The organism is Paenibacillus sp. FSL K6-0276, assembly GCF_037977235.1.
Lineage (GTDB): Bacteria > Bacillota > Bacilli > Paenibacillales > Paenibacillaceae > Paenibacillus_AQ.
On sequence record NZ_CP150276.1, the window covers coordinates 1,673,784 to 1,691,865 of the forward strand.

The window sequence follows — 18,082 nt, forward strand, 5'->3', positions numbered from 1 at the left end:
AGATTGAGTTAAATTGGAGGTGCCCTATGGATACTCAAAATAGTCAAGAGCAGAAGCTAATCATAGCATTTGAAAATATTAAACGTTTGACGGCTCGTCCGTCCTCGAAGGAAGCTATTTCGTATAGAGAATTTATGATGATGTATGTCATAAACAATTTGATGAAGCGAAAGAAGCTTTCAGACGAAGTCGAAGAGCAGCAGGGAGTCATGATTTCCAGATTAAGCGACCTGCTCCAAATTAGCAGACCTACTGCGACACAAATGGTTAACAGTTTGGAGGAGAAGGGTTACGTGGTGCGAACAACGTCCGATACAGATCGGCGAGTTGTATATATTGGTCTGACGAATAAAGGGGAGCAGATTTATGATACACAGATGGCTACTTTTTCTGGTATTCTAAGTGAAGTCACGGAAAAAGTAGGTAAGAAAGAGATCGACCAGTTGATTTTTCTGTGTGATCGTTTTCAAGAAGCGGTGCATGAAGTTAGAAGCCGCCAGTTTTTTACTCCATCCGATGAAGCTCCGCTCGTTATGGATTCCGTATAGCAACCATTACAAAAAGATATTTCGGTGCTTCTGACCGGAACGTCTTTTTTCTGCATCCAGCGCAAGGAGGAAATACAATCAGGACATTAGCGATTAGTGATATTCACGGAAGTTATTCTGAATTCAACGCATTGTTAAAAAAAGTGAACTATCGTCCACCCGAAGACAAGCTCATTCTGATGGGAGATTATGTGGATAGAGGTCTCAATAGTAAAGGTGTTGTGGATCAAGTCATGACCCTGAAGCGGGAATGGGACGTTACTGTTCTAAAAGGCAATCACGATAAAATGGCATATGATGCGCTCACCAGCGAAGATGATAAACTGGATACACATTGGCTGAGCAACGGCGGTTTGTATACATTGTTGAGCTATTGTGACACGGATTCTGACTTTTTTAAAGAGGGTTTTGGCTGGAAGGATTATATGTTGCTGAAAGAAGATATTAGAAAGAAATACAAACATCATTTGGATTTTCTAAGTTCATTGCCGCTTTATCATGAGACAGAAGAGCATATTTTTGTTCACGCAGGCATTAATCCATTAGTAGAGAATTGGAAGCAGCAGAAGCCGTATGATTTTATTTGGATCAGAGAAGCATTTTATACGAATCCGGTAGTTAGCACTAATAAAACGGTTATTTTCGGTCATACTTCGACGATGGATCTATATGATTCGGAAGAAATCTGGTTTAGTCCGCAGGGGGATAAAATTGGGGTGGACGGTGGATGCGCATACGGTCAACGTTTGAACTGCTTGGAGATTTCTGGAGGGCAATACATCACACATTTTGTTCGGAATGGGGAGAAGCCTTGAGCTGTCTCCCTTTTTTGCGTTAGTCATGAAATGAACTTAAGAAAATGTAGAATAGCACTGTATAAAACGCAAACTACGTATAAAATAAAGATAGTAGGGGGTGTAATAGGTGAATGCAAATAACAAATATCATATCCTCATGCAAGGGACCATCAGCAAAAATGTGAGCGAAATCTGTAAGGAGTTTGGTATTTCCCGGACGATCTATTATCAGTGGTGTAAAGCTTACCAACAACAGGGTATGGATGGACTTGCGGAGAAGGACCGAAAACCGGTAATGCCTAATAAAGTAGATAAGCGGACGGAAAGATTGATCTTAAAATATGTTGCCAAGTTCCCTGAAGATGGGCCTAAGCGAATCTTTTATGAACTGCAGGATGAGGGTGTGCAAATAGGGGAGTCAGGTATTTATAATGTGCTGCGTCGAAACGGACTTAGTAAGAGAGTAGAGCGTGAGGCTTACGCCAAAGAAGTCAAAGAAAAGAAGGGCTACGGGGCACAATCCACTAAAACCAATGGGGGTAAAGAGAGACAGAAACCTCTAGACTATAAGATGAAGAATCCGGAAAATGCTCACCCCGGTTATATGTGCCAACAGAGTATTAGCTATATGGGCGTGTTCCCAAGGGTAGGGAAAGTGTATCAATACGTGATCTACGATGCCTATTCTAGATTAAGCTTAGTTAAGCTTTATAATCGGAAGTCTACTATTCATTTTATCGATTTTATGCATCTGAAGGTCATCCCATTGATGAAGACATTAGAATTTCAAATCGACAATCTGGTTACGAACAAGAGTCGCGAATTTACTACGAACTGGGATAGAGGTAAACATAAATACAGCGATTTTTTACATAAGAACAACATTAATCAAGTAGCCATAACTGCAGACCAGACAGAGATATTTCAGCCTTTACAGCAATTTGTTGCGGTGTTGACGAAAGAATTTTACCAGCAGGCTTGGGCGGATGATACGATAGATTCCTTTGATACTTTAGAAAAGCGCTTACATGAATATTTGAGGACCTATAACTTCAGTAGGGTAATAACAGACGGACCTAATCAAGGTAAAATACCATCAGATGTCGCACTTGAGTATACCGGTCAGCATGAGACCTTGCCATTATGGTTATTTACAAGGAGATAACGGATGATGACTAATGTGAAGTATGAAGACAGGATAGGTATCATCGGTGCAGGGATTTCTGGGGTTACAGCTGCCTACCAACTAGCGAAAAAAGGATATACCCATATTACTCTCCTTGAGAAGTCGGACCGAGTAGGTGGCAAATGTCATTCGATTGAATACAAAGGGAAAACCTATGAAATGGGAACCCTAATCGGCTTGCCAACTTATAAACATACGATAGAACTCATGAGAGAGTACGATCTTATGGATAAGGGGCCACTCTTAGAACGGGGATTTTTTGATACAACTGGGCGGAAGACTTCACAGATTCCTATGGACCAGATTCAGGTGTTTGCACAAGAATTCAAACGGTTGCCGGATATTTTGAAGCGTTATAAGTCACTTCAAAAACCGGGTTTTCTCCACTTGCCACCAGATCTATGTCAGCCTTTTTCAGAGTGGTGTGCAGAGAATGAGCTGTCTGTCCTTGGACAGGTTTACATGCATTACTTCAATACCTTTGGTTTCGGTAGTATCCATGATGTGCCTGCTGCATATGTGTTGAAATTTCTAACTTACGATAATCTATTATCCTTTATTGAGATCACTCACATGATTACCTGGCCTAAGGGAGTCACTGAACTCATTAGAAGAATGGCCGACCAAGTAGAGGATCTGCGTCTGACTTGTGAAGTGCTTCATATGGAGCAAGAGATAAACGGTCAGATTCGGGTGGAAACGAGCCAGGATATCTTTTATTTTGACAAGGTTATTTATACAGCTTCCTTAGAGCATCTAGGCGATATGGTTCACTTATCATCGGAGGACAGAACGTTATTAGAGTGCATTACCTACGAACAGTTTCGGGTATATGCCTACAGAGTGAAGGGGTTACCGGAGCTTTCCGGATATATCCCCTGCAACATGAATCCTGAACGTAAGGGACATATGATGGCATGGTATTACAGGTGGGCAGACATGGGGACAACGGATCTAGTTACGGTTTATGTAGCGGAGAATGATGAAATGACAGATCTAGAGATGCGGGAAAAGGTAGAAAATAAACTTCGCGAGCTTGGCGGCGAGAACATTCGTCTGTATATGATGAAGCGCTGGAAGCAGTTCCCTCATGTAGATTCTAATGCGATCCGTGAAGGCTTTTATGAACGGCTTGATCAGATGCAGGGGAGAGATAAGATCTATTATGCTGGAGAAATCATGAATTTTCCTACACTGGAGAACTGTATCGTATATTCGAAATACTTGGTTGAAAGATTTTTTTAAAATAGAGCTGTGAGTAGCCTTGTCCACAAAGAAATTTGTCGACAAGGTTTTTTTTACATTGCATAAAGTATATATTTGGGGCCCCCCGCAAAGTACCTGAGTATACATCGAAGCAAAATTCCACTTTGTGGGGATATTTTACGTTCAAGTTAGGTTTACAGTGTGTAGTTCTGCAGACATATATTCTAATAGATTCCCCTATTTGGGGTAGGTCCCTTGATAATTTTCAGTACTATTGATGTGTAAACTCAACTCGAAATGAGACTATTAAAACCTTGATAAATCAACGTTTTGAGCGGTTTGATCGTTCGGAGTGGGATGGGATATATTGGACTCAAGACATAACTTATATACAAAACTTTAAGGAGGAATAAATCATGTTTTTATTCGAATCGATTCCCTGGTACTCTGCTCTAATGTGGTTAGTGGTACTTGCAGGATTAATGATTTTCAACGAAATAGCTCGAAAGAGCAAGTGGTTTTCAATCATTCTGTTTATAGTTGTCCCTATTGTTCTTACCGTAGCGGTTTGGCCAAATACGGCAGGCGAAGGCTCCAGTACTGGAACATGGTTTCACTGGGTAAAAGTTTATTCTGCCTTGGCAGGATGTATAGGGTTCATGGCTATCCGTTATGTTAAAGGTTGGGACAAGAACAAATATATATTAATGTTCCCGGCTATTATCCTTGCAGTTAACATTCTTGAAGCGGTTATCCGTGATTTCCAAGTGTACAGTTTGCAGGGCATGGTGGATGGCGTAATGATGGTAGGTGGTCCTTGGAACATTATGAACGGGATCGCAGGTATTTTGAACATTATTACGATTTCTGGTTGGATGGGTATTGTTATTAGTAAAGACAAGAGTAAGGATATGTTGTGGCCCGACCAGCTTTGGTTCTGGATCATTGCTTATGACATTTGGAACTTTGCCTATGTATATAACGCAGTTTCTGACCATTCCTTCTATGCAGGCGCAGCCCTTTTGATCTCTTGTACCATTCCAGCGTTCTTCTTCAAAAAAGGGGCGTGGCTGCAGCACCGTGCACAAACTTTGGCAATTTGGATGATGTTTACGATGTCTTTCCCAGCGTTTGTTGGCGATTCAAAGTTCTCCGTACAATCTTCTCACAGCGAAACGGCACTTTGGGTTGTGAGTGCATTATCTTTAGCAGCTAATATTGCAGTGTTTGTCTATCACTTCTATAAAATTAACAAACACAAACGCAATCCGCTTAAAGTGGAAGTTTATACAGATTTAGCGGCTTATAAGACGATTGCTGAGAGTGCGAAATAATAGAGATATTATAATGATATTAAAAGAAAGAAGTTCCAGCCTTGTTAGGGTTGGAACTTCTTTTTTTACGTAAATGTAAGGATCGTTCAAGGGTATAAACCTGCAAAAGTACATTTTTTAATGATACGAAGAGGGCTAGAGCATTAATTCCTGCAAATCCGCAGTTATTCTTGCTCCAGAATAAGCCTTCGAGCCATAAGTGAAGATTTACCTGTACTTTTGCAGGCTTTCTCTAGTCCTGCGAAAGGTTTGGGTGAATACTAGTGAAGACCCACATCCATAGGCTTCTGCTTCTGCGCACGAAACTCTTTCCTTTTGATATAAAATAAGATACAAGTCAGCAAAAACACACAGATTAAAGTTGCCGTATACGTAAAACTGCTATCCCAAAACATAAGCTGAACATTCATTAAGGAGTGAACGCCTATCACGAAAAATAGATTGTTGGTTAAGACATAGAGTAATGAGAAAATGACCCCTAGAATTACAAGAATGATAAAATCATAAACAAAGTCCATTCCGACTAATCCCGTATAGATCCGGTTTGGGATATGTATGGCAGCAAAGATCGATTGTGAGATGAACATTGCATAAACAATGCGTGAAGTATTGCTGTTGATTCTTTGTAATAAAAGATAGATTTGAACAAGCAGAAAGCCCCGAAATAAGACTTCTTCCAATAAAGCATTTCCGAAAATCTGACCCAAGAGTTCACCAAAGACGACATTCGAGTTTCTAAAAATATCATCGTTGAATGATAAACTTGAGTGAGTCAGTAGTGTCATACATAAATCAACAATGTTAATAGCGAGCCAAAATAGAAAAGTACCAATAAGTCCTGCTAATAATTTATTCTTTTTTAACCCCAAATCCCTTAGAGATAATTTAGCTATCATACATAAGAAAATAACCACTTCTAATACAAGACCGAACAGATTTGCAGCTAACGTTTCGTTGATCCATCCGCTTGTGCTTTTGGCAATAATGCTTAAAGTTCCATTTTCAAAAAGGATGAGGTTAACCATTAAAGTGAAGAGAATATGAATAAAAATGAGACTAACAATAAAACGTAGCGGTGTAGGTTTAATTTCAAATATTGATGGCATATCGGTTACTTTATTGCTCAGCATGATTTGTAATCCTCCTTATTTTTCACCTGAGAATCGAGCATTCTGGAGCGCTGTTCATAATACATAATTTCCCATAATATACCTGAGATTTTACCATATTCTTCAGTACTCGAGTTCACCATTATAAAAATCATATCTCCTCTCTAATCCTTCACACTTCCCTAGATTGACAGATGCAGGGGCACTGGCTATACTTGAAATGTTAAAATGCAAATCGGATAAAACGTTGATGAAAATGAAGTACGCCGGAGGATGGCTTGATCAGAGAACAGGTTCCTTTACGAAATCATTTCGTAATGGCTGTGAGAACCTTGAAGACAGGCCGGTGGAAAGCTAATTTCGGAGTGTGAGATCACAAGCTCACCGGGGGCACCCGTTATCAGCCGCGACAAGGCGATCGTCTGTAGCTTTCCCGTAAATCGGGTCAAGGCGATAACCAGGGTGGTACCGCGATATTAATCGTCCCTGAATTATTCAGGGGCGTTTTTTTGTTTTTGTTTTTTAGCATTTTGTAAATTCCGGCTTAGGTGCCGAATTAATGATGAGACGGGAGCTGTAAACAATGAAGGCAAGTGAAATTCGTTCCAAATGGCTTAAGTTTTTTGAAAGTAAAGGTCACAAGATTGAACCTAGTGCGTCCCTAGTACCGCATAACGATCCCTCGCTGCTGTGGATCAATGCAGGTATGGCACCGCTGAAAGCATACTTCGATGGCCGTGAGATTCCTGAGAATCCGCGCCTGACGAACTCGCAGAAATGTATTCGTACCAATGATATCGAGAATGTAGGTAAGACACGCCGTCACCATACTTTCTTCGAAATGTTAGGTAACTTCTCTATCGGCGATTATTTCAAAGAAGAAGCTATCACATGGGCTTGGGAATTCTTGACTGGCAAGGAGTGGATCGGATTCGATCCAGAACGTATCTCCGTGACTGTGTACGCTGAGGATGAAGAAGCTTTCAAACTGTGGAATGATAAAGTAGGATTGCCAGCAGAGCGCATCATTAAGCTGGGAGATGAGAACTTTTGGGATATCGGCGAAGGCCCTTGTGGTCCTTGCTCGGAAATCTTTTATGACCGCGGCGAAGCTTACGGCAGCGACATGAGCGACCCAGAAATGTATCCAGGTGGAGAAAACGAACGTTGGCTTGAAGTATGGAACCTAGTGTTCTCACAGTTCAACCATAACAAGGATGGCAGCTATACACCGCTTCCGAATAAGAATATTGATACCGGTGCTGGACTGGAGCGTTTTGCTTCTATTCTGCAAGATGTGGATTCCAACTTTGATACCGATTTGTTCCAACCCATTATCCAAAAGACAGCTGAGCTTGCTGGTGTAACTTATAAAGATAACGTTGAGCAGGATATCGCTCTTAAAGTTATCGCTGACCATGTACGTACCGTAACTTTTGCAGTAGGTGATGGAGTACTTCCTTCTAATGAAGGTCGCGGTTATATTATCCGCCGTTTGCTACGCCGTGCCGTTCGTTACGGAAAGACCTTGGGTCTGGATCGTCCATTCCTGCATGAGCTGACTGAAACCGTTGGCGAGATTATGGGTGTGTATTATCCATCCGTTGTCGAGAACCGTGAATATATCGCAAAGATTATCCGTACAGAAGAAGAACGTTTCCACGAGACATTGTCTGATGGTTTGGCTATCTTGGGTGAGATCAGCAGTAAAGCAAAGGCAGATGGCCTTAGCACGATTGCTGGTGCCGATGCATTTAAGCTATATGATACTTACGGATTCCCGTTTGACCTGACCGAAGATTTTGCTGCGGAGCAAGGATTGACAGTAGACCGTGAAGGCTTCGATGTCGCCATGCAAGAACAGCGTGACCGCGCAAGAGCTGCACGTCATGATGGTGGCAGTATGAAGATTCAGGGAGGCGCATTAGCTGATCTGACGGTTAAAAGTGAATTTGTTGGATATAATGACTCGGTAACAGAGTCGAAAATTATGGCTATTGTTGTGGGTGACGAACTGGTGGATACTGCTGGTGAAGGCGTAGAGTGCCAAGTCATTCTTGAGGCAACTCCTTTCTACGCTGAAAGTGGCGGACAAGTGAGTGACACGGGTGTGCTTACTGGCGGTTCGGTTACGGCTAAGGTAAAAGGATTGTTCAAGGCTCCACATGGCCAACACGTACATTTGGTAACTGTGGAATCTGGAGAATTGAAAGTAGGCGAGTCGGTTCGCGCTGAAGTGGATCGTGCACAGCGTGAAGATATCGTGAAGAACCATACAGCCACACATCTACTGCACAAAGCGCTCAAAGAGGTTCTTGGCGGTCATGTCAATCAAGCAGGATCATTAGTGGAAGGTGCACGTTTGCGGTTTGACTTCTCACATTTCGGAGCGATTACTCCGGAAGAACTAAGCGACATCGAGCATCGCGTGAATGCACAAATCTGGCGTGGTCTTGATGTAGTCATTGAGAACAAGCCAATTGATGAAGCTAAAGCTATGGGAGCTATGGCACTTTTTGGTGAGAAATATGGCAATATCGTCCGTGTCGTTCAGGTCGGCGATTACAGCCTTGAGCTTTGTGGAGGATGCCACGTATCCAACACGTCGCAGATCGGCATTTTCAAGCTGCTTAGCGAAAGTGGCATTGGTTCTGGTGTGCGCCGGATTGAAGCAGTAACCGGACGTTACGCTTACCAGTTCACTGAGAGTCAACTGGATCTGCTCAAGCAATCTGCGGGTCTACTAAAGTCTTCTCTGAACGACGTTCCGAAACGGATTGAAGCGCTGCATAACCAAGTCCGTGAGCTTTCGCGTGAGAATGAATCACTGCAATCCAAGCTTAGCGCAACATTTGCTGCTGAATTAACAAGCAGTGTGAAGACTGTTGGCGCAGGTACGCAGCTCCTTGCTGTTGCTGTTCAAGCAGGCAATATGGATGCTCTTCGTTCTACTGCTGATGAATTGAAATCCAAGCTTCCGGATGCCGTACTTGTGCTGGGTGCAGCAATGGACGATAAGGTGAACTTTGTTGTAGTTGTACCACAGGATCTAGTGAAGAAGGGCTTCCACGCTGGTAAGATCGTAAAAGAAGTCGCAGCAGTATGCGGCGGCGGCGGTGGCGGGCGTCCAGATATGGCGCAAGCTGGAGGTAAAGATGCTTCCAAGCTTGGCGAGGCGCTGGCTAAGGCAGAAGAATTAGTAGCTTCACAAGCATAAGTTTATATTCCGAAACTATTTCTCAATCTAAACGTATTACGAAAAAACATAGCGGTACTGAGAGTTTGATATCAGTACCGCTACTCTTTATTAACAGGTGGTTAGATTTTCATGAGTAATTGTGCTTGACAATAGCTTAAAAGCCAAAAATATCATTATTTTTGTAGAGGAAATGCCAAAAAAAGCGTTATTCCACGCGCAGGATTTCCTCGTTGGGCCATGAATATGTTATGATAAAGGAAGCAAGTGAGCTGTACAGTAGCAACTTTGCGAAGCCGCCTAAATAGGGCGATTTTGCAGAAGGAAGGTGTCACAAATGGACTCCATGGACAAAACAGTCAAATTCAATGTGAAGGGCGACGAAAAGGAAGCTTCTCCCCAGGAAATATTGCTCGCTGTATACGATGCACTGGTGGAGAAAGAGTATCATCCGATCAATCAGATCGTAGGGTATCTTCTTTCCGGAGATCCAGCTTACATTCCGCGTCATAACAATGCGAGAAGTTTGGTCCGGAGAAAAGAACGTGATGAGCTGATTGAAGAGCTGGTTAGATTCTACCTCGTCAATCACAAGGTGGATAATCCCAGATGAAGAAGAAGTTAGGACTGGATTACGGCGACCGAAGAATCGGTGTAGCCACAAGCGATGTTTTTGGATGGACGGCACAAGCTCTTGAAACAATTGAGCGCCGTGGTACTGGCAATGAGTTCGAACGTATTCGCGAACTTGTTACAGAGCACGAAATTGGAGAAATTGTAGTTGGTCTACCGAAGAATATGAACGGCTCAGTAGGACCCCGGGGCGAAATCTGCATAGAGTTCGCTGATAAGCTACGGGAGCAATTTGCAATGCCCGTACACCTTTGGGATGAGCGTCTGACGACGGTATCCGCAGAGCGGGTGCTGATTGAAGGGGACGTCAGCCGGAAGAAACGCAAAGGGATTGTGGACAAAATGGCTGCAGCCCTGATTTTGCAAAATTTTTTGGATGCTAACAGTAAAAGGTGAGGGGTGCGAGGATATGACAAACGAACAGATTGGCCAAGAGGAAGAACCGGAAATTATCTATATTCCCGATGAGGAAGGTAATGAAGAGGAATTCGAGGTCATTATGAAGTTTGAGGTTGATGGCTCGGACGCTAAGTACATGATGGTGGTTCCGCTTGATTCCGAGGACGAGGAAACCGATGAGGTTTATGCGTTCCGTTATGTGGAAGAAGGCGACGATCTTCAATTGTTCATGATCGATAATGACGAGGAGTGGGCGATTGTTGAAGAGACTTTCAACACACTGGTTGACGAGCTGGACGGAGGATCGGAGAATGACTGATTTATCCGCTGATCAAGCGGTATGGACTTCGCGGCTTAAGGAAGCCTATGGAGAAACAGTAGAATTGGAAGATGAGCAAGGAAAGTCTTCCATTTACGATATTATCGCCGAATTTGAAGTTGGTGATCGCGGCTATGCGGTGCTGAAAGGCTCTGGTAAAGACGTGGAATATGAAATCCTGCGTATCGTTGTCTCTCCTAACGGACTTCCGGAACTAGAGAACATCGTGGACGATGAAGAGTGGGAAGACATCTCTGAGCTTTATGATGAGATGACTTTTCCGGCGGATGACGCAGAATAAATCTTAAACATGTACGTTACATTTATGATGAGTACGGAAGAGGGCGGAGAATTCCGCGCTCTTTTTGCTTGGAATATGAGATATTTTTATTTGCGAATTCAACTTTTCATTCCTGAGACTCATGGATGAACATCAATCCCACTTAATGATAGGGAATTCTTCCACTTAATTTAGTGGGATTGGCTGGTGTTTTGAAATTATAAGGAATTGCTCCCTATAATGTTAAGGGATAACCGGGATTATGCCCTGAGACAGTTAAATATAGGGAGTAATTCCCTATATCTCATCATTTAGAGGTTATATTGCAGAATTATACGGAGAAATTCCCTATAACTCTTCCAGTGATCTCAAAAAACGCATTATCATGAAATATGTATTGAATTTTAAGCAATACACTTTTATACTTTATAGTCGGAAAGTGAGGAATCAGACTTGAAATCCGCAATCCGTACTGTGCTTATCGTTATTCTTTTGCTGGTAGCAGCAGGAGGCGGAGGCGCTTGGTACATTTGGAACGGGATGCAGCCGGTAGAGCCTGCAGGTCCTGCTGTAACATTTACGATAGAGAAGGGCATGGGTAGCGCTGAAATTGCCGATCTGCTCGAACAAAATGGCATTATTCGCAACAGTCTTTTTTTTAAGGGATATTTGAAATGGACCAAAGAAGGTTCCAGCTTCAAAGCTGGTACTTATGTTGCTAGTCCAGGAGACACCTATGACGAGCTCATCGAGAGGTTAAATGCTGGTGATGTTGTTAAGGAAGAGACCGTAACTTTTACGATTCCGGAAGGATATACTGCTGAGGAGATTGCCAAGAAGCTTGCTGAAGCTTGGAATCAGGATGCTGCTATTTTTCTAGAAATAATGGATACCGGTACGGGCTTGAAGGGAATTGATGTTCTAGGTATCCCACAGGATAAGAATCTTCGTCATCGTCTTGAAGGGTATTTGTTCCCAGAAACGTATGAACTAGCCAAGGATAGTACGCCGCAGGAAGTTGTAGAAGCGTTATTGGATCAGTTCCAGAAGAAACTGGATACGATCCCGAATTGGAAGCAAAAGCTTGAAGCACGTGGAATGACGCTACATGAGTTATTGACAGTGGCCTCGTTAGTCGAGCGTGAAGTCGTGGTAGATAGTGAACGACCGCTAGTCGCTGGCGTTATTTATAACCGCTTAAAGAAAGAGCAGAAGCTGGAGATTGATGCTACGGTTCAATATTTGCTCGATAAACAGAAGGAAAGACTGTTATTTAAAGATTTGGAAGTTGACAGTCCATATAATACGTATAAGAATGTTGGACTTCCTCCAGGACCTATTAGTAATCCAGGGCTGGCCTCCATTCAGGCGGCACTCGAACCTGAGGCTTCTGAATACTACTTCTATGTGACTAAGAAAGATGGTACACAGGGCCATTTGTTTGCTAAGACCTACAAGGAACATTTAGCCAATATCGAAAAAAGCAAGCAAGAATCGAAATGAAATATTAAAATGAAGAGTGGTGCGGTTGAAACAACTGTACAAGTAGGAGGTACAACATGACTAACAAACCGGAATTGCTGGCGACAGCAGCATCCTTAGAGGAAGCTGCTGCTTTGCTGGATGCCGGAGCAGATGCATTGCTCATCGGGGATGACCGTTTCGGCATGCGTCTTGCCGGACATTTCTCTCTGGAAGATACAGCTGCTGTTGTAGAAATGGCACATGCGCGTGGCTGCAAAGTATATGCTGGACTAGGTGGGCTCATGTCCAATCGTCTGCTGGATGAGCTCCCTGCCTATGTGAAGGCTTTAGGTGAACTTGGTGTTGACGGTGTTGAATTCGGTGATCCTGCTGTGTTAACCACAGTGAAGAAGGAAGCACCGGGCATGAATCTGCATTGGAATGCGGAAATGACCTCTACCAATTACGCAACCGCAAATTATTGGGGGCGTAAAGGCGCTACTCGCGTCGTTCTTGCCCGTGAGCTGAATATGGATGAAATGACGGAAATGGTTCCGCTTTTAGAGGTAGAGGCACAGGTTCAGGTTCACGGCATGACAAATATATACCATTCCAAGCGTAAGCTTGTAGAAAGCTATATGTCACATCAAGGACGTCCAAGTGAAGGCGGTAGCCTTGGCAAGGAACGTGGTCTATTTCTGATTGAGGCAGAACGAGATGACCAAAAGTTCCCGATTTATGAAGACGAGAACGGTACACATATTATGAGTTCGGATGATATTTGTATTTTGGAGGATCTTCATATCCTTATGGCTGCAGGCGTACAGAGCTTTAAGATTGAAGGACTTTTGAAATCAACAGCTTATAATGTGGCGGTTGTTAAGACTTATCGCAAAGCTATTGATCTCTATGCGGCTGATCCGGAAGGGTATTCTTTCCAAGAGGATTGGATGGAAGCGATCAGAACGTTGCAAGATCCTGAACGGGAGCTAAGCTTCGGATTTTTCTATAAAGAGCAAGTATATTAAGTTTAATTGAAATGAGAGTTTTTAATTCCCCGCAAAGACTAGTTGCAGGCATTTAGGGTGTAGACATCACTTTGTGGGGCGATGGAGGGGAGAACAGGAATGGGAACCATGACTAAGCCGCAATACAAGGGCAAACGTTACCGTCTGGACAAACCGGAGCTCCTAGCTCCGGCCGGTAATTTGGAAAAATTAAAATTCGCAGTACATTATGGTGCGGATGCTGTTTATATCGGAGGGCAGAAATACGGTTTGCGTTCTGGAGCAGACAATTTCAGCTTTGAGGAAATGCGTGAAGGTGTTGAATTCGCCAAGAAATATGGCGCCAAGGTATTTGTTGCAACGAACATTTATGCTCACAATGAAGATGTCGCAGGGATTGAAGAATATCTGCGTAACTTATATGAAGCTGGCATTGCTGCCATTATCGTAGCCGACCCAGTCATTGTAGATACAGCACGTCGTTTAGTACCTGGACTAGAGGTGCATTTGAGTACTCAGCAGTCTACGCTGAACTGGCAAGCCGTGTCCTTCTGGAAAGAAGAGGGTCTGCCACGTGTAGTTCTCGGACGTGAGACAAGCCTGGAAGAGATCGCCGAGATTAAGAAGCATGTCGACATTGAAATCGAGAGCTTCATCCATGGCGCTATGTGCTCCTCGTACTCCGGTCGATGCGTATTATCCAATCACTTTACAGACCGTGACTCCAACCGAGGAGGCTGCTGCCAGTCTTGCCGCTGGAAATATGATCTGTTCGAGGATGCGCGTCCTGAAGGCACTTGGGTGTCTGAAGAAAATCAAGCTGAAGCTGAAGTACAATCTCCGGCACCTTTGCTTCCGGGTGTAACTCAGATTCCACTGCATCAGCAAGGAGATAATCCCTTCTCCATGGGATCTAAGGATTTGTGCATGCTGGAAAGTATCCCTGAACTCATTGAAGTGGGCATCGATAGCTTCAAGATCGAGGGGCGGATGAAGTCGATCCACTATGTGGCTACTGTCGTTAACGCATATCGTAAAGCTATTGATGCTTACATGGCCGACCCAGAGGGATATGAGTTGAAGCAAGAGTGGCTGGATGAGCTTAATAAAGCGGCGAATCGTCCTCTTAACACTGGGTTCTTCTATGATACTCCGGATCATGAAGATCATATCTATGAGCCTGAGGAAAAAGCGGCTCCTTATGATTTTGCCGGACTTGTACTTGAATACGATGCTGAGAGTGGAATGGCACTCATTCAGCAACGCAATCACTTCAAGCCTGGTCAGGAAGTTGAATTCTTTGGACCGAATGATACATTCTTTAAACAGACTGTAGCGGAATTATGGGACGAAGCAGGCAATCCGCTTGACGCAGCCCGTCATCCTCTGCAACGTGTTCGCATGAAGGTAGATCAGCCAGTAGCATACTTTGATATGATGCGTAAGAGAAAATCTTGATAGAATACAGGGATGTTCTTTTCTATAAGAGCATCCCTGTTTTTCTTTTGACAAAGCTAACAATAAGTTATATATATTAGTAACTAACAAATAAATCCAAGGAAGAAGGTGGAACGAAGAAATTTTTTTGTCTCAAAATACATAGGTTAAAAGTTGTGAAAAAATTATAGTAAAGCTAAGAAAAAAGACCTAATAAACCGATATATAATTTGGTTAGCGCTTTCATATGTCCTCTAATATTAGCGGGTAGATGATCAAGATGGGGATCCTGATCAAGATAGTATTAGTGAAAAGCATAAAGAGAGAAGGTTTAAGATGAAGAAGAACAATAAAAAATCCGTAAATGTACAGAGCAATGAAGTAAGCACAGGAAAGACATCAAAGACATCAAAGACATCAAAGACATCAAAGACATCAAAGCTAGATGCTAAGAATTTGATTTTGAGTTGGGGAGGCCAAATCAAAAGGGTTAATCCTATCAAGTCCGTCGGAGTAAAGTTATTTCTAATATTCCTATGCTCCACTTTAATCGTAGTTATGTCACTTGGACTTATATCATATTCAAAGGCGAAAACAACGATAAAGAATAACGTATCTGAAGCCTATCGTCAGACTATTATTCAGACTGCTGAGAAGCTGGATATTACCTTGAAACAGTATGAGAACTTGGCATTACAGCTTTATTTTGATGCGCAGATGCAAACGGATCTGCAGTCTTTGGTGACTGCAAAAACTCCTTACGAGAAATTTGAAGCAACAAGCGCAATAAGTAAAAAATTGTCCAGTCAGACTACAACAGATTCTAATATTATCAGTGTCTCTTTGATTCCAGAGTCGCCTGAGCAGGATATCGTTACAAGTGGTAGTGGTGGCAATAATTTTGACAAATTAAGAGAACAAGAATGGTACAAGAAGCTTGTAGCCGACACTAAAGAATATAATTCATATTATTCGGACGGTGACAAAGGCGGCGTCAAAAATATTTGGTTCTCCACTTCTATTCAAGGAAATGAAGAGAAGGATATTGCTATGGTAAGATCTCTTAAACTGGGATCAGAAAAAGGATACATAATCATGCTGGTGTTGAAAAATACGCTGCTGGAGGAATCTTTCGCAAGTGTGAAGCTGGGAGATGGCTCCCGTATTCAACTTGTATCTCCTGAAGGTACAGTGGTGGCTTCTTCAAATCCGATAGATGATGGAAAGCCATCGGAGTTTTCTTTTATCAAAGAGAGTAAGAAAAGTAACAATAGTCTAGAAGCTAAAGATTTAAGCGGAAAAGAAATACTGGCTTTCTTTAATCCGATGATACGTGCGGATTGGAAGCTCGCAGGGGTAGTTCCTACAAACGAGTTAGTGAAGGAAGCTCGTCCGATTCTGTTGACGACGTTTATTACGGCTGCTGGTGCGGCACTGCTTGCGATATTCATCGGGATTTGGATGGTTCGTATGATTGCTCGCCCTCTGGCACGTTTGAAGAATCTTATGGTTCAAGGTGCAAGCGGAGATCTAAGTGTGCGTACTGAATATGTGTCTAAGGATGAAATTGGCCAACTATCAGCCTCTTTTAACTTGATGATGGAGCGTATTACTGAGCTCGTATCGCAAACGAGAGAAACCGCACGAGATGTGCTGGAGACCGCTGGCGAGCTTGGAGAAGCTTCACGCAAGACAGCTATCTCGGCGAAGGAAATCGCAGCCGCTACGGAAGAAATCGCTGGAGGGGCAGGCAGTCTGGCACTTGAAGCCGAACGTGGTAATGAACTTACAGATGTGATAGCTACACAAATGCAGACCGTGATAAGTGCCAATTCTGAGATGGATGAAGCAGCACGCGAAGTTGGAGAAGCTAGTGCTCAAGGTGCAAAGCAATTAACCGATCTACTGGATCAGACAAGCCGTACTGGGGAAAAGACAAGTGCACTTGTCGAACGTGTTAATCATTTGAAAGATACGGTCTTCTCAGTGATTAAGGTGCTGGATGTGATGAAGAGTATCACCCAGCAGACGAATATATTATCATTAAATGCGACAATAGAAGCCGCACGTGCAGGCGAAGCTGGCAAGGGCTTTATGGTGGTAGCAGGTGAAGTGCGACAGCTCGCCGACCAATCAAAGCAGTCCATTGCCCTTGTAGCCGGAATAACCGATAAGATCATGATGGAAATGAACGAAACGGAAGCTGTACTATCTGAAGTGGCACCTCTCTTCAAAGAGCAAATAAGCTCAGTGAAGAGCACGAGTGATATCTTTGTATCCGTAAAAGGACAGATGGATGAATTCATTACAAGCCTGGAATCAGTGACGACAGCGATTAGCAGCTTGAATCATTCACAGGTCGTGTTGTCAGAGGCAATGGGTAACGTAAGCGCCGTAGCGGAGCAATCTTCAGCGACTTCCGAAGAAGTGGCTTCACTCAGTAATGAGCAACAAAATGTAAGTGATCAACTCGTTTCACTGTCAGGCAAGCTGGAAAGTGCTTCAGGACAGTTAAAGGACAAACTGTCAATATTCACTATAAAATAAGAAGGTCCCCCATTAATCTTTATATGGTTTGCCTAACAAAACCGCTTCTTCGCTATGAGGAAGCGGTTTTGTTATTGTGTAAAGAAGAACTTCCCCATATAATAATTTTGTTAGGTAATGTTAATAACAAGTTAGGTGAAAAGTATTATAAAGAAGGGCCGAATGAAAGGTAAAGTTTCCATATCATAATAGAGCCACTCATTATGCGCCAATCAATTCAGACTGGTTCATGGGGGGCAGTAAATACATCAAGAATAAAGAGTTTGCAATGGCTTGGTTGAATTATTTTGTGAAGGAGACTTGGATGCTAAGGTACAAAGTGATGCGTTCATCGATCTGAGGAAGGAAGCGCGGGCAGAAACACAGGTGGCTTCTCAGCCTTAAGTATATTTGCACATAAATCTCAAGTAAATCTCTGGAGGGTTTTATATGGCTAAAAAGGTCACCATGCAAAAAATAGCGGATCACCTCGGCGTATTGTCTCCAAGTCACTTTCGGGTAAAAGCGGCGTTAATGAGACGACGAGAGAACGTGTCATACAAGCAGCTTCACAACTTGGTTATTTTACTCAAAAGAATGCTTACGTCCAAGGAATCAAGCGTACTCCTTCGGTAGTCGGG

At 43.0% G+C, this 18,082-nt stretch carries 16 protein-coding genes; 15 read left to right on the plus strand and 1 reads right to left on the minus strand.

All coding sequences use genetic code 11. The features are described from left to right. Window positions 1-26: 26 nt before the first annotated feature. From MHH52_RS07675 to MHH52_RS07695, 5 genes are all read left to right on the plus strand, one after another. Complete coding sequence (locus tag MHH52_RS07675; RefSeq protein ID WP_340007697.1) at window positions 27-548, plus strand: MarR family transcriptional regulator; 522 nt, start codon at window positions 27-29, stop codon at window positions 546-548. Between the two features lie 92 nt (window positions 549-640). Next, a complete protein-coding gene (locus tag MHH52_RS07680) occupies window positions 641-1,363 on the plus strand; it encodes a metallophosphoesterase family protein (protein WP_340009536.1) in 723 nt (240 codons plus the stop codon). Window positions 1,364-1,472: 109 nt separating this feature from the next. After that, entirely contained in the window at window positions 1,473-2,510 is a 1,038-nt protein-coding gene (locus MHH52_RS07685; protein WP_340007700.1) for a helix-turn-helix domain-containing protein, read from the plus strand. Window positions 2,511-2,513: 3 nt separating this feature from the next. Further along, window positions 2,514-3,776: an FAD-dependent oxidoreductase gene (locus MHH52_RS07690; RefSeq protein ID WP_340007702.1), complete on the plus strand. Its 1,263-nt coding sequence runs from the start codon at window positions 2,514-2,516 to the stop codon at window positions 3,774-3,776. 377 nt (window positions 3,777-4,153) lie between these two features. Beyond that, window positions 4,154-5,071, plus strand: a complete 918-nt coding sequence (locus MHH52_RS07695; protein ID WP_313640978.1) for a DUF5692 family protein — start codon at window positions 4,154-4,156, stop codon at window positions 5,069-5,071. A 260-nt stretch (window positions 5,072-5,331) separates the two neighbouring features. On the opposite strand, the gene MHH52_RS07700 is transcribed toward MHH52_RS07695, so the two are convergent. Further along, complete coding sequence (locus MHH52_RS07700) at window positions 5,332-6,201, minus strand: CPBP family intramembrane glutamic endopeptidase (protein WP_340007704.1); 870 nt, start codon at window positions 6,199-6,201, stop codon at window positions 5,332-5,334. 562 nt (window positions 6,202-6,763) lie between these two features. On the opposite strand from MHH52_RS07700, the gene alaS reads away from it, so the two are divergent. The 10 genes from alaS to MHH52_RS07750 all read left to right on the plus strand — a co-directional run bounded on the left by alaS (window position 6,764) and on the right by MHH52_RS07750 (window position 18,077). Continuing rightward, window positions 6,764-9,397, plus strand: a complete 2,634-nt coding sequence (gene alaS, locus MHH52_RS07705; RefSeq protein WP_340007706.1) for an alanine--tRNA ligase — start codon at window positions 6,764-6,766, stop codon at window positions 9,395-9,397. 316 nt (window positions 9,398-9,713) lie between these two features. Then, window positions 9,714-9,989, plus strand: a complete 276-nt coding sequence (locus MHH52_RS07710) for an IreB family regulatory phosphoprotein (RefSeq protein WP_042125473.1) — start codon at window positions 9,714-9,716, stop codon at window positions 9,987-9,989. Next, complete coding sequence (gene ruvX, locus MHH52_RS07715) at window positions 9,986-10,405, plus strand: Holliday junction resolvase RuvX (protein WP_042125475.1); 420 nt, start codon at window positions 9,986-9,988, stop codon at window positions 10,403-10,405. Before MHH52_RS07710 ends, ruvX begins: the two co-directional genes overlap by 4 nt. Window positions 10,406-10,418: 13 nt before the next feature. Next, window positions 10,419-10,727 (plus strand): DUF1292 domain-containing protein, encoded by a 309-nt coding sequence (locus tag MHH52_RS07720; protein ID WP_038569507.1) that lies wholly within the window; start codon window positions 10,419-10,421, stop codon window positions 10,725-10,727. Further along, window positions 10,720-11,028: a DUF1292 domain-containing protein gene (locus MHH52_RS07725; protein ID WP_313640976.1), complete on the plus strand. Its 309-nt coding sequence runs from the start codon at window positions 10,720-10,722 to the stop codon at window positions 11,026-11,028. The genes MHH52_RS07720 and MHH52_RS07725 overlap by 8 nt, the downstream gene beginning before the upstream one ends. Before the next feature lie 432 nt (window positions 11,029-11,460). After that, window positions 11,461-12,510 carry an endolytic transglycosylase MltG gene (gene mltG, locus MHH52_RS07730; RefSeq protein ID WP_340007709.1) on the plus strand — a complete coding sequence of 350 codons (1,050 nt, stop codon included), beginning with the start codon at window positions 11,461-11,463 and terminating at the stop codon, window positions 12,508-12,510. Window positions 12,511-12,566: 56 nt separating this feature from the next. Continuing rightward, window positions 12,567-13,499, plus strand: coding sequence for a peptidase U32 family protein (locus MHH52_RS07735; protein WP_340007711.1), 933 nt, complete (start codon window positions 12,567-12,569; stop codon window positions 13,497-13,499). 99 nt (window positions 13,500-13,598) lie between these two features. Next, complete coding sequence (locus tag MHH52_RS07740; RefSeq protein WP_313640972.1) at window positions 13,599-14,936, plus strand: U32 family peptidase; 1,338 nt, start codon at window positions 13,599-13,601, stop codon at window positions 14,934-14,936. A 315-nt stretch (window positions 14,937-15,251) separates the two neighbouring features. After that, window positions 15,252-17,462: a methyl-accepting chemotaxis protein gene (locus MHH52_RS07745; protein ID WP_340007713.1), complete on the plus strand. Its 2,211-nt coding sequence runs from the start codon at window positions 15,252-15,254 to the stop codon at window positions 17,460-17,462. Window positions 17,463-17,891: 429 nt separating this feature from the next. Then, window positions 17,892-18,077: a hypothetical protein gene (locus MHH52_RS07750; protein ID WP_340007715.1), complete on the plus strand. Its 186-nt coding sequence runs from the start codon at window positions 17,892-17,894 to the stop codon at window positions 18,075-18,077. Window positions 18,078-18,082 lie beyond the last annotated feature (5 nt).

Bases quoted from the DNA above. Each gene is read 5' to 3' on its own strand.
- MHH52_RS07740 (WP_313640972.1), top strand. From the start codon at position 13,599: ATGGGAACCATGACTAAGCCGCAATACAAGGGCAAACGTTACCGTCTG.
- MHH52_RS07695 (WP_313640978.1), top strand. From the start codon at position 4,154: ATGTTTTTATTCGAATCGATTCCCTGGTACTCTGCTCTAATGTGGTTA.
- MHH52_RS07690 (WP_340007702.1), top strand. From the start codon at position 2,514: ATGATGACTAATGTGAAGTATGAAGACAGGATAGGTATCATCGGTGCA.
- MHH52_RS07735 (WP_340007711.1), top strand. From the start codon at position 12,567: ATGACTAACAAACCGGAATTGCTGGCGACAGCAGCATCCTTAGAGGAA.
- MHH52_RS07710 (WP_042125473.1), top strand. From the start codon at position 9,714: ATGGACTCCATGGACAAAACAGTCAAATTCAATGTGAAGGGCGACGAA.
- MHH52_RS07725 (WP_313640976.1), top strand. From the start codon at position 10,720: ATGACTGATTTATCCGCTGATCAAGCGGTATGGACTTCGCGGCTTAAG.
- MHH52_RS07675 (WP_340007697.1), top strand. From the start codon at position 27: ATGGATACTCAAAATAGTCAAGAGCAGAAGCTAATCATAGCATTTGAA.
- ruvX (WP_042125475.1), top strand. From the start codon at position 9,986: ATGAAGAAGAAGTTAGGACTGGATTACGGCGACCGAAGAATCGGTGTA.
- MHH52_RS07745 (WP_340007713.1), top strand. From the start codon at position 15,252: ATGAAGAAGAACAATAAAAAATCCGTAAATGTACAGAGCAATGAAGTA.
- MHH52_RS07750 (WP_340007715.1), top strand. From the start codon at position 17,892: ATGGCTAAAAAGGTCACCATGCAAAAAATAGCGGATCACCTCGGCGTA.
- MHH52_RS07700 (WP_340007704.1), bottom strand. From the start codon at position 6,201: ATGCTGAGCAATAAAGTAACCGATATGCCATCAATATTTGAAATTAAA.
- MHH52_RS07720 (WP_038569507.1), top strand. From the start codon at position 10,419: ATGACAAACGAACAGATTGGCCAAGAGGAAGAACCGGAAATTATCTAT.
- alaS (WP_340007706.1), top strand. From the start codon at position 6,764: ATGAAGGCAAGTGAAATTCGTTCCAAATGGCTTAAGTTTTTTGAAAGT.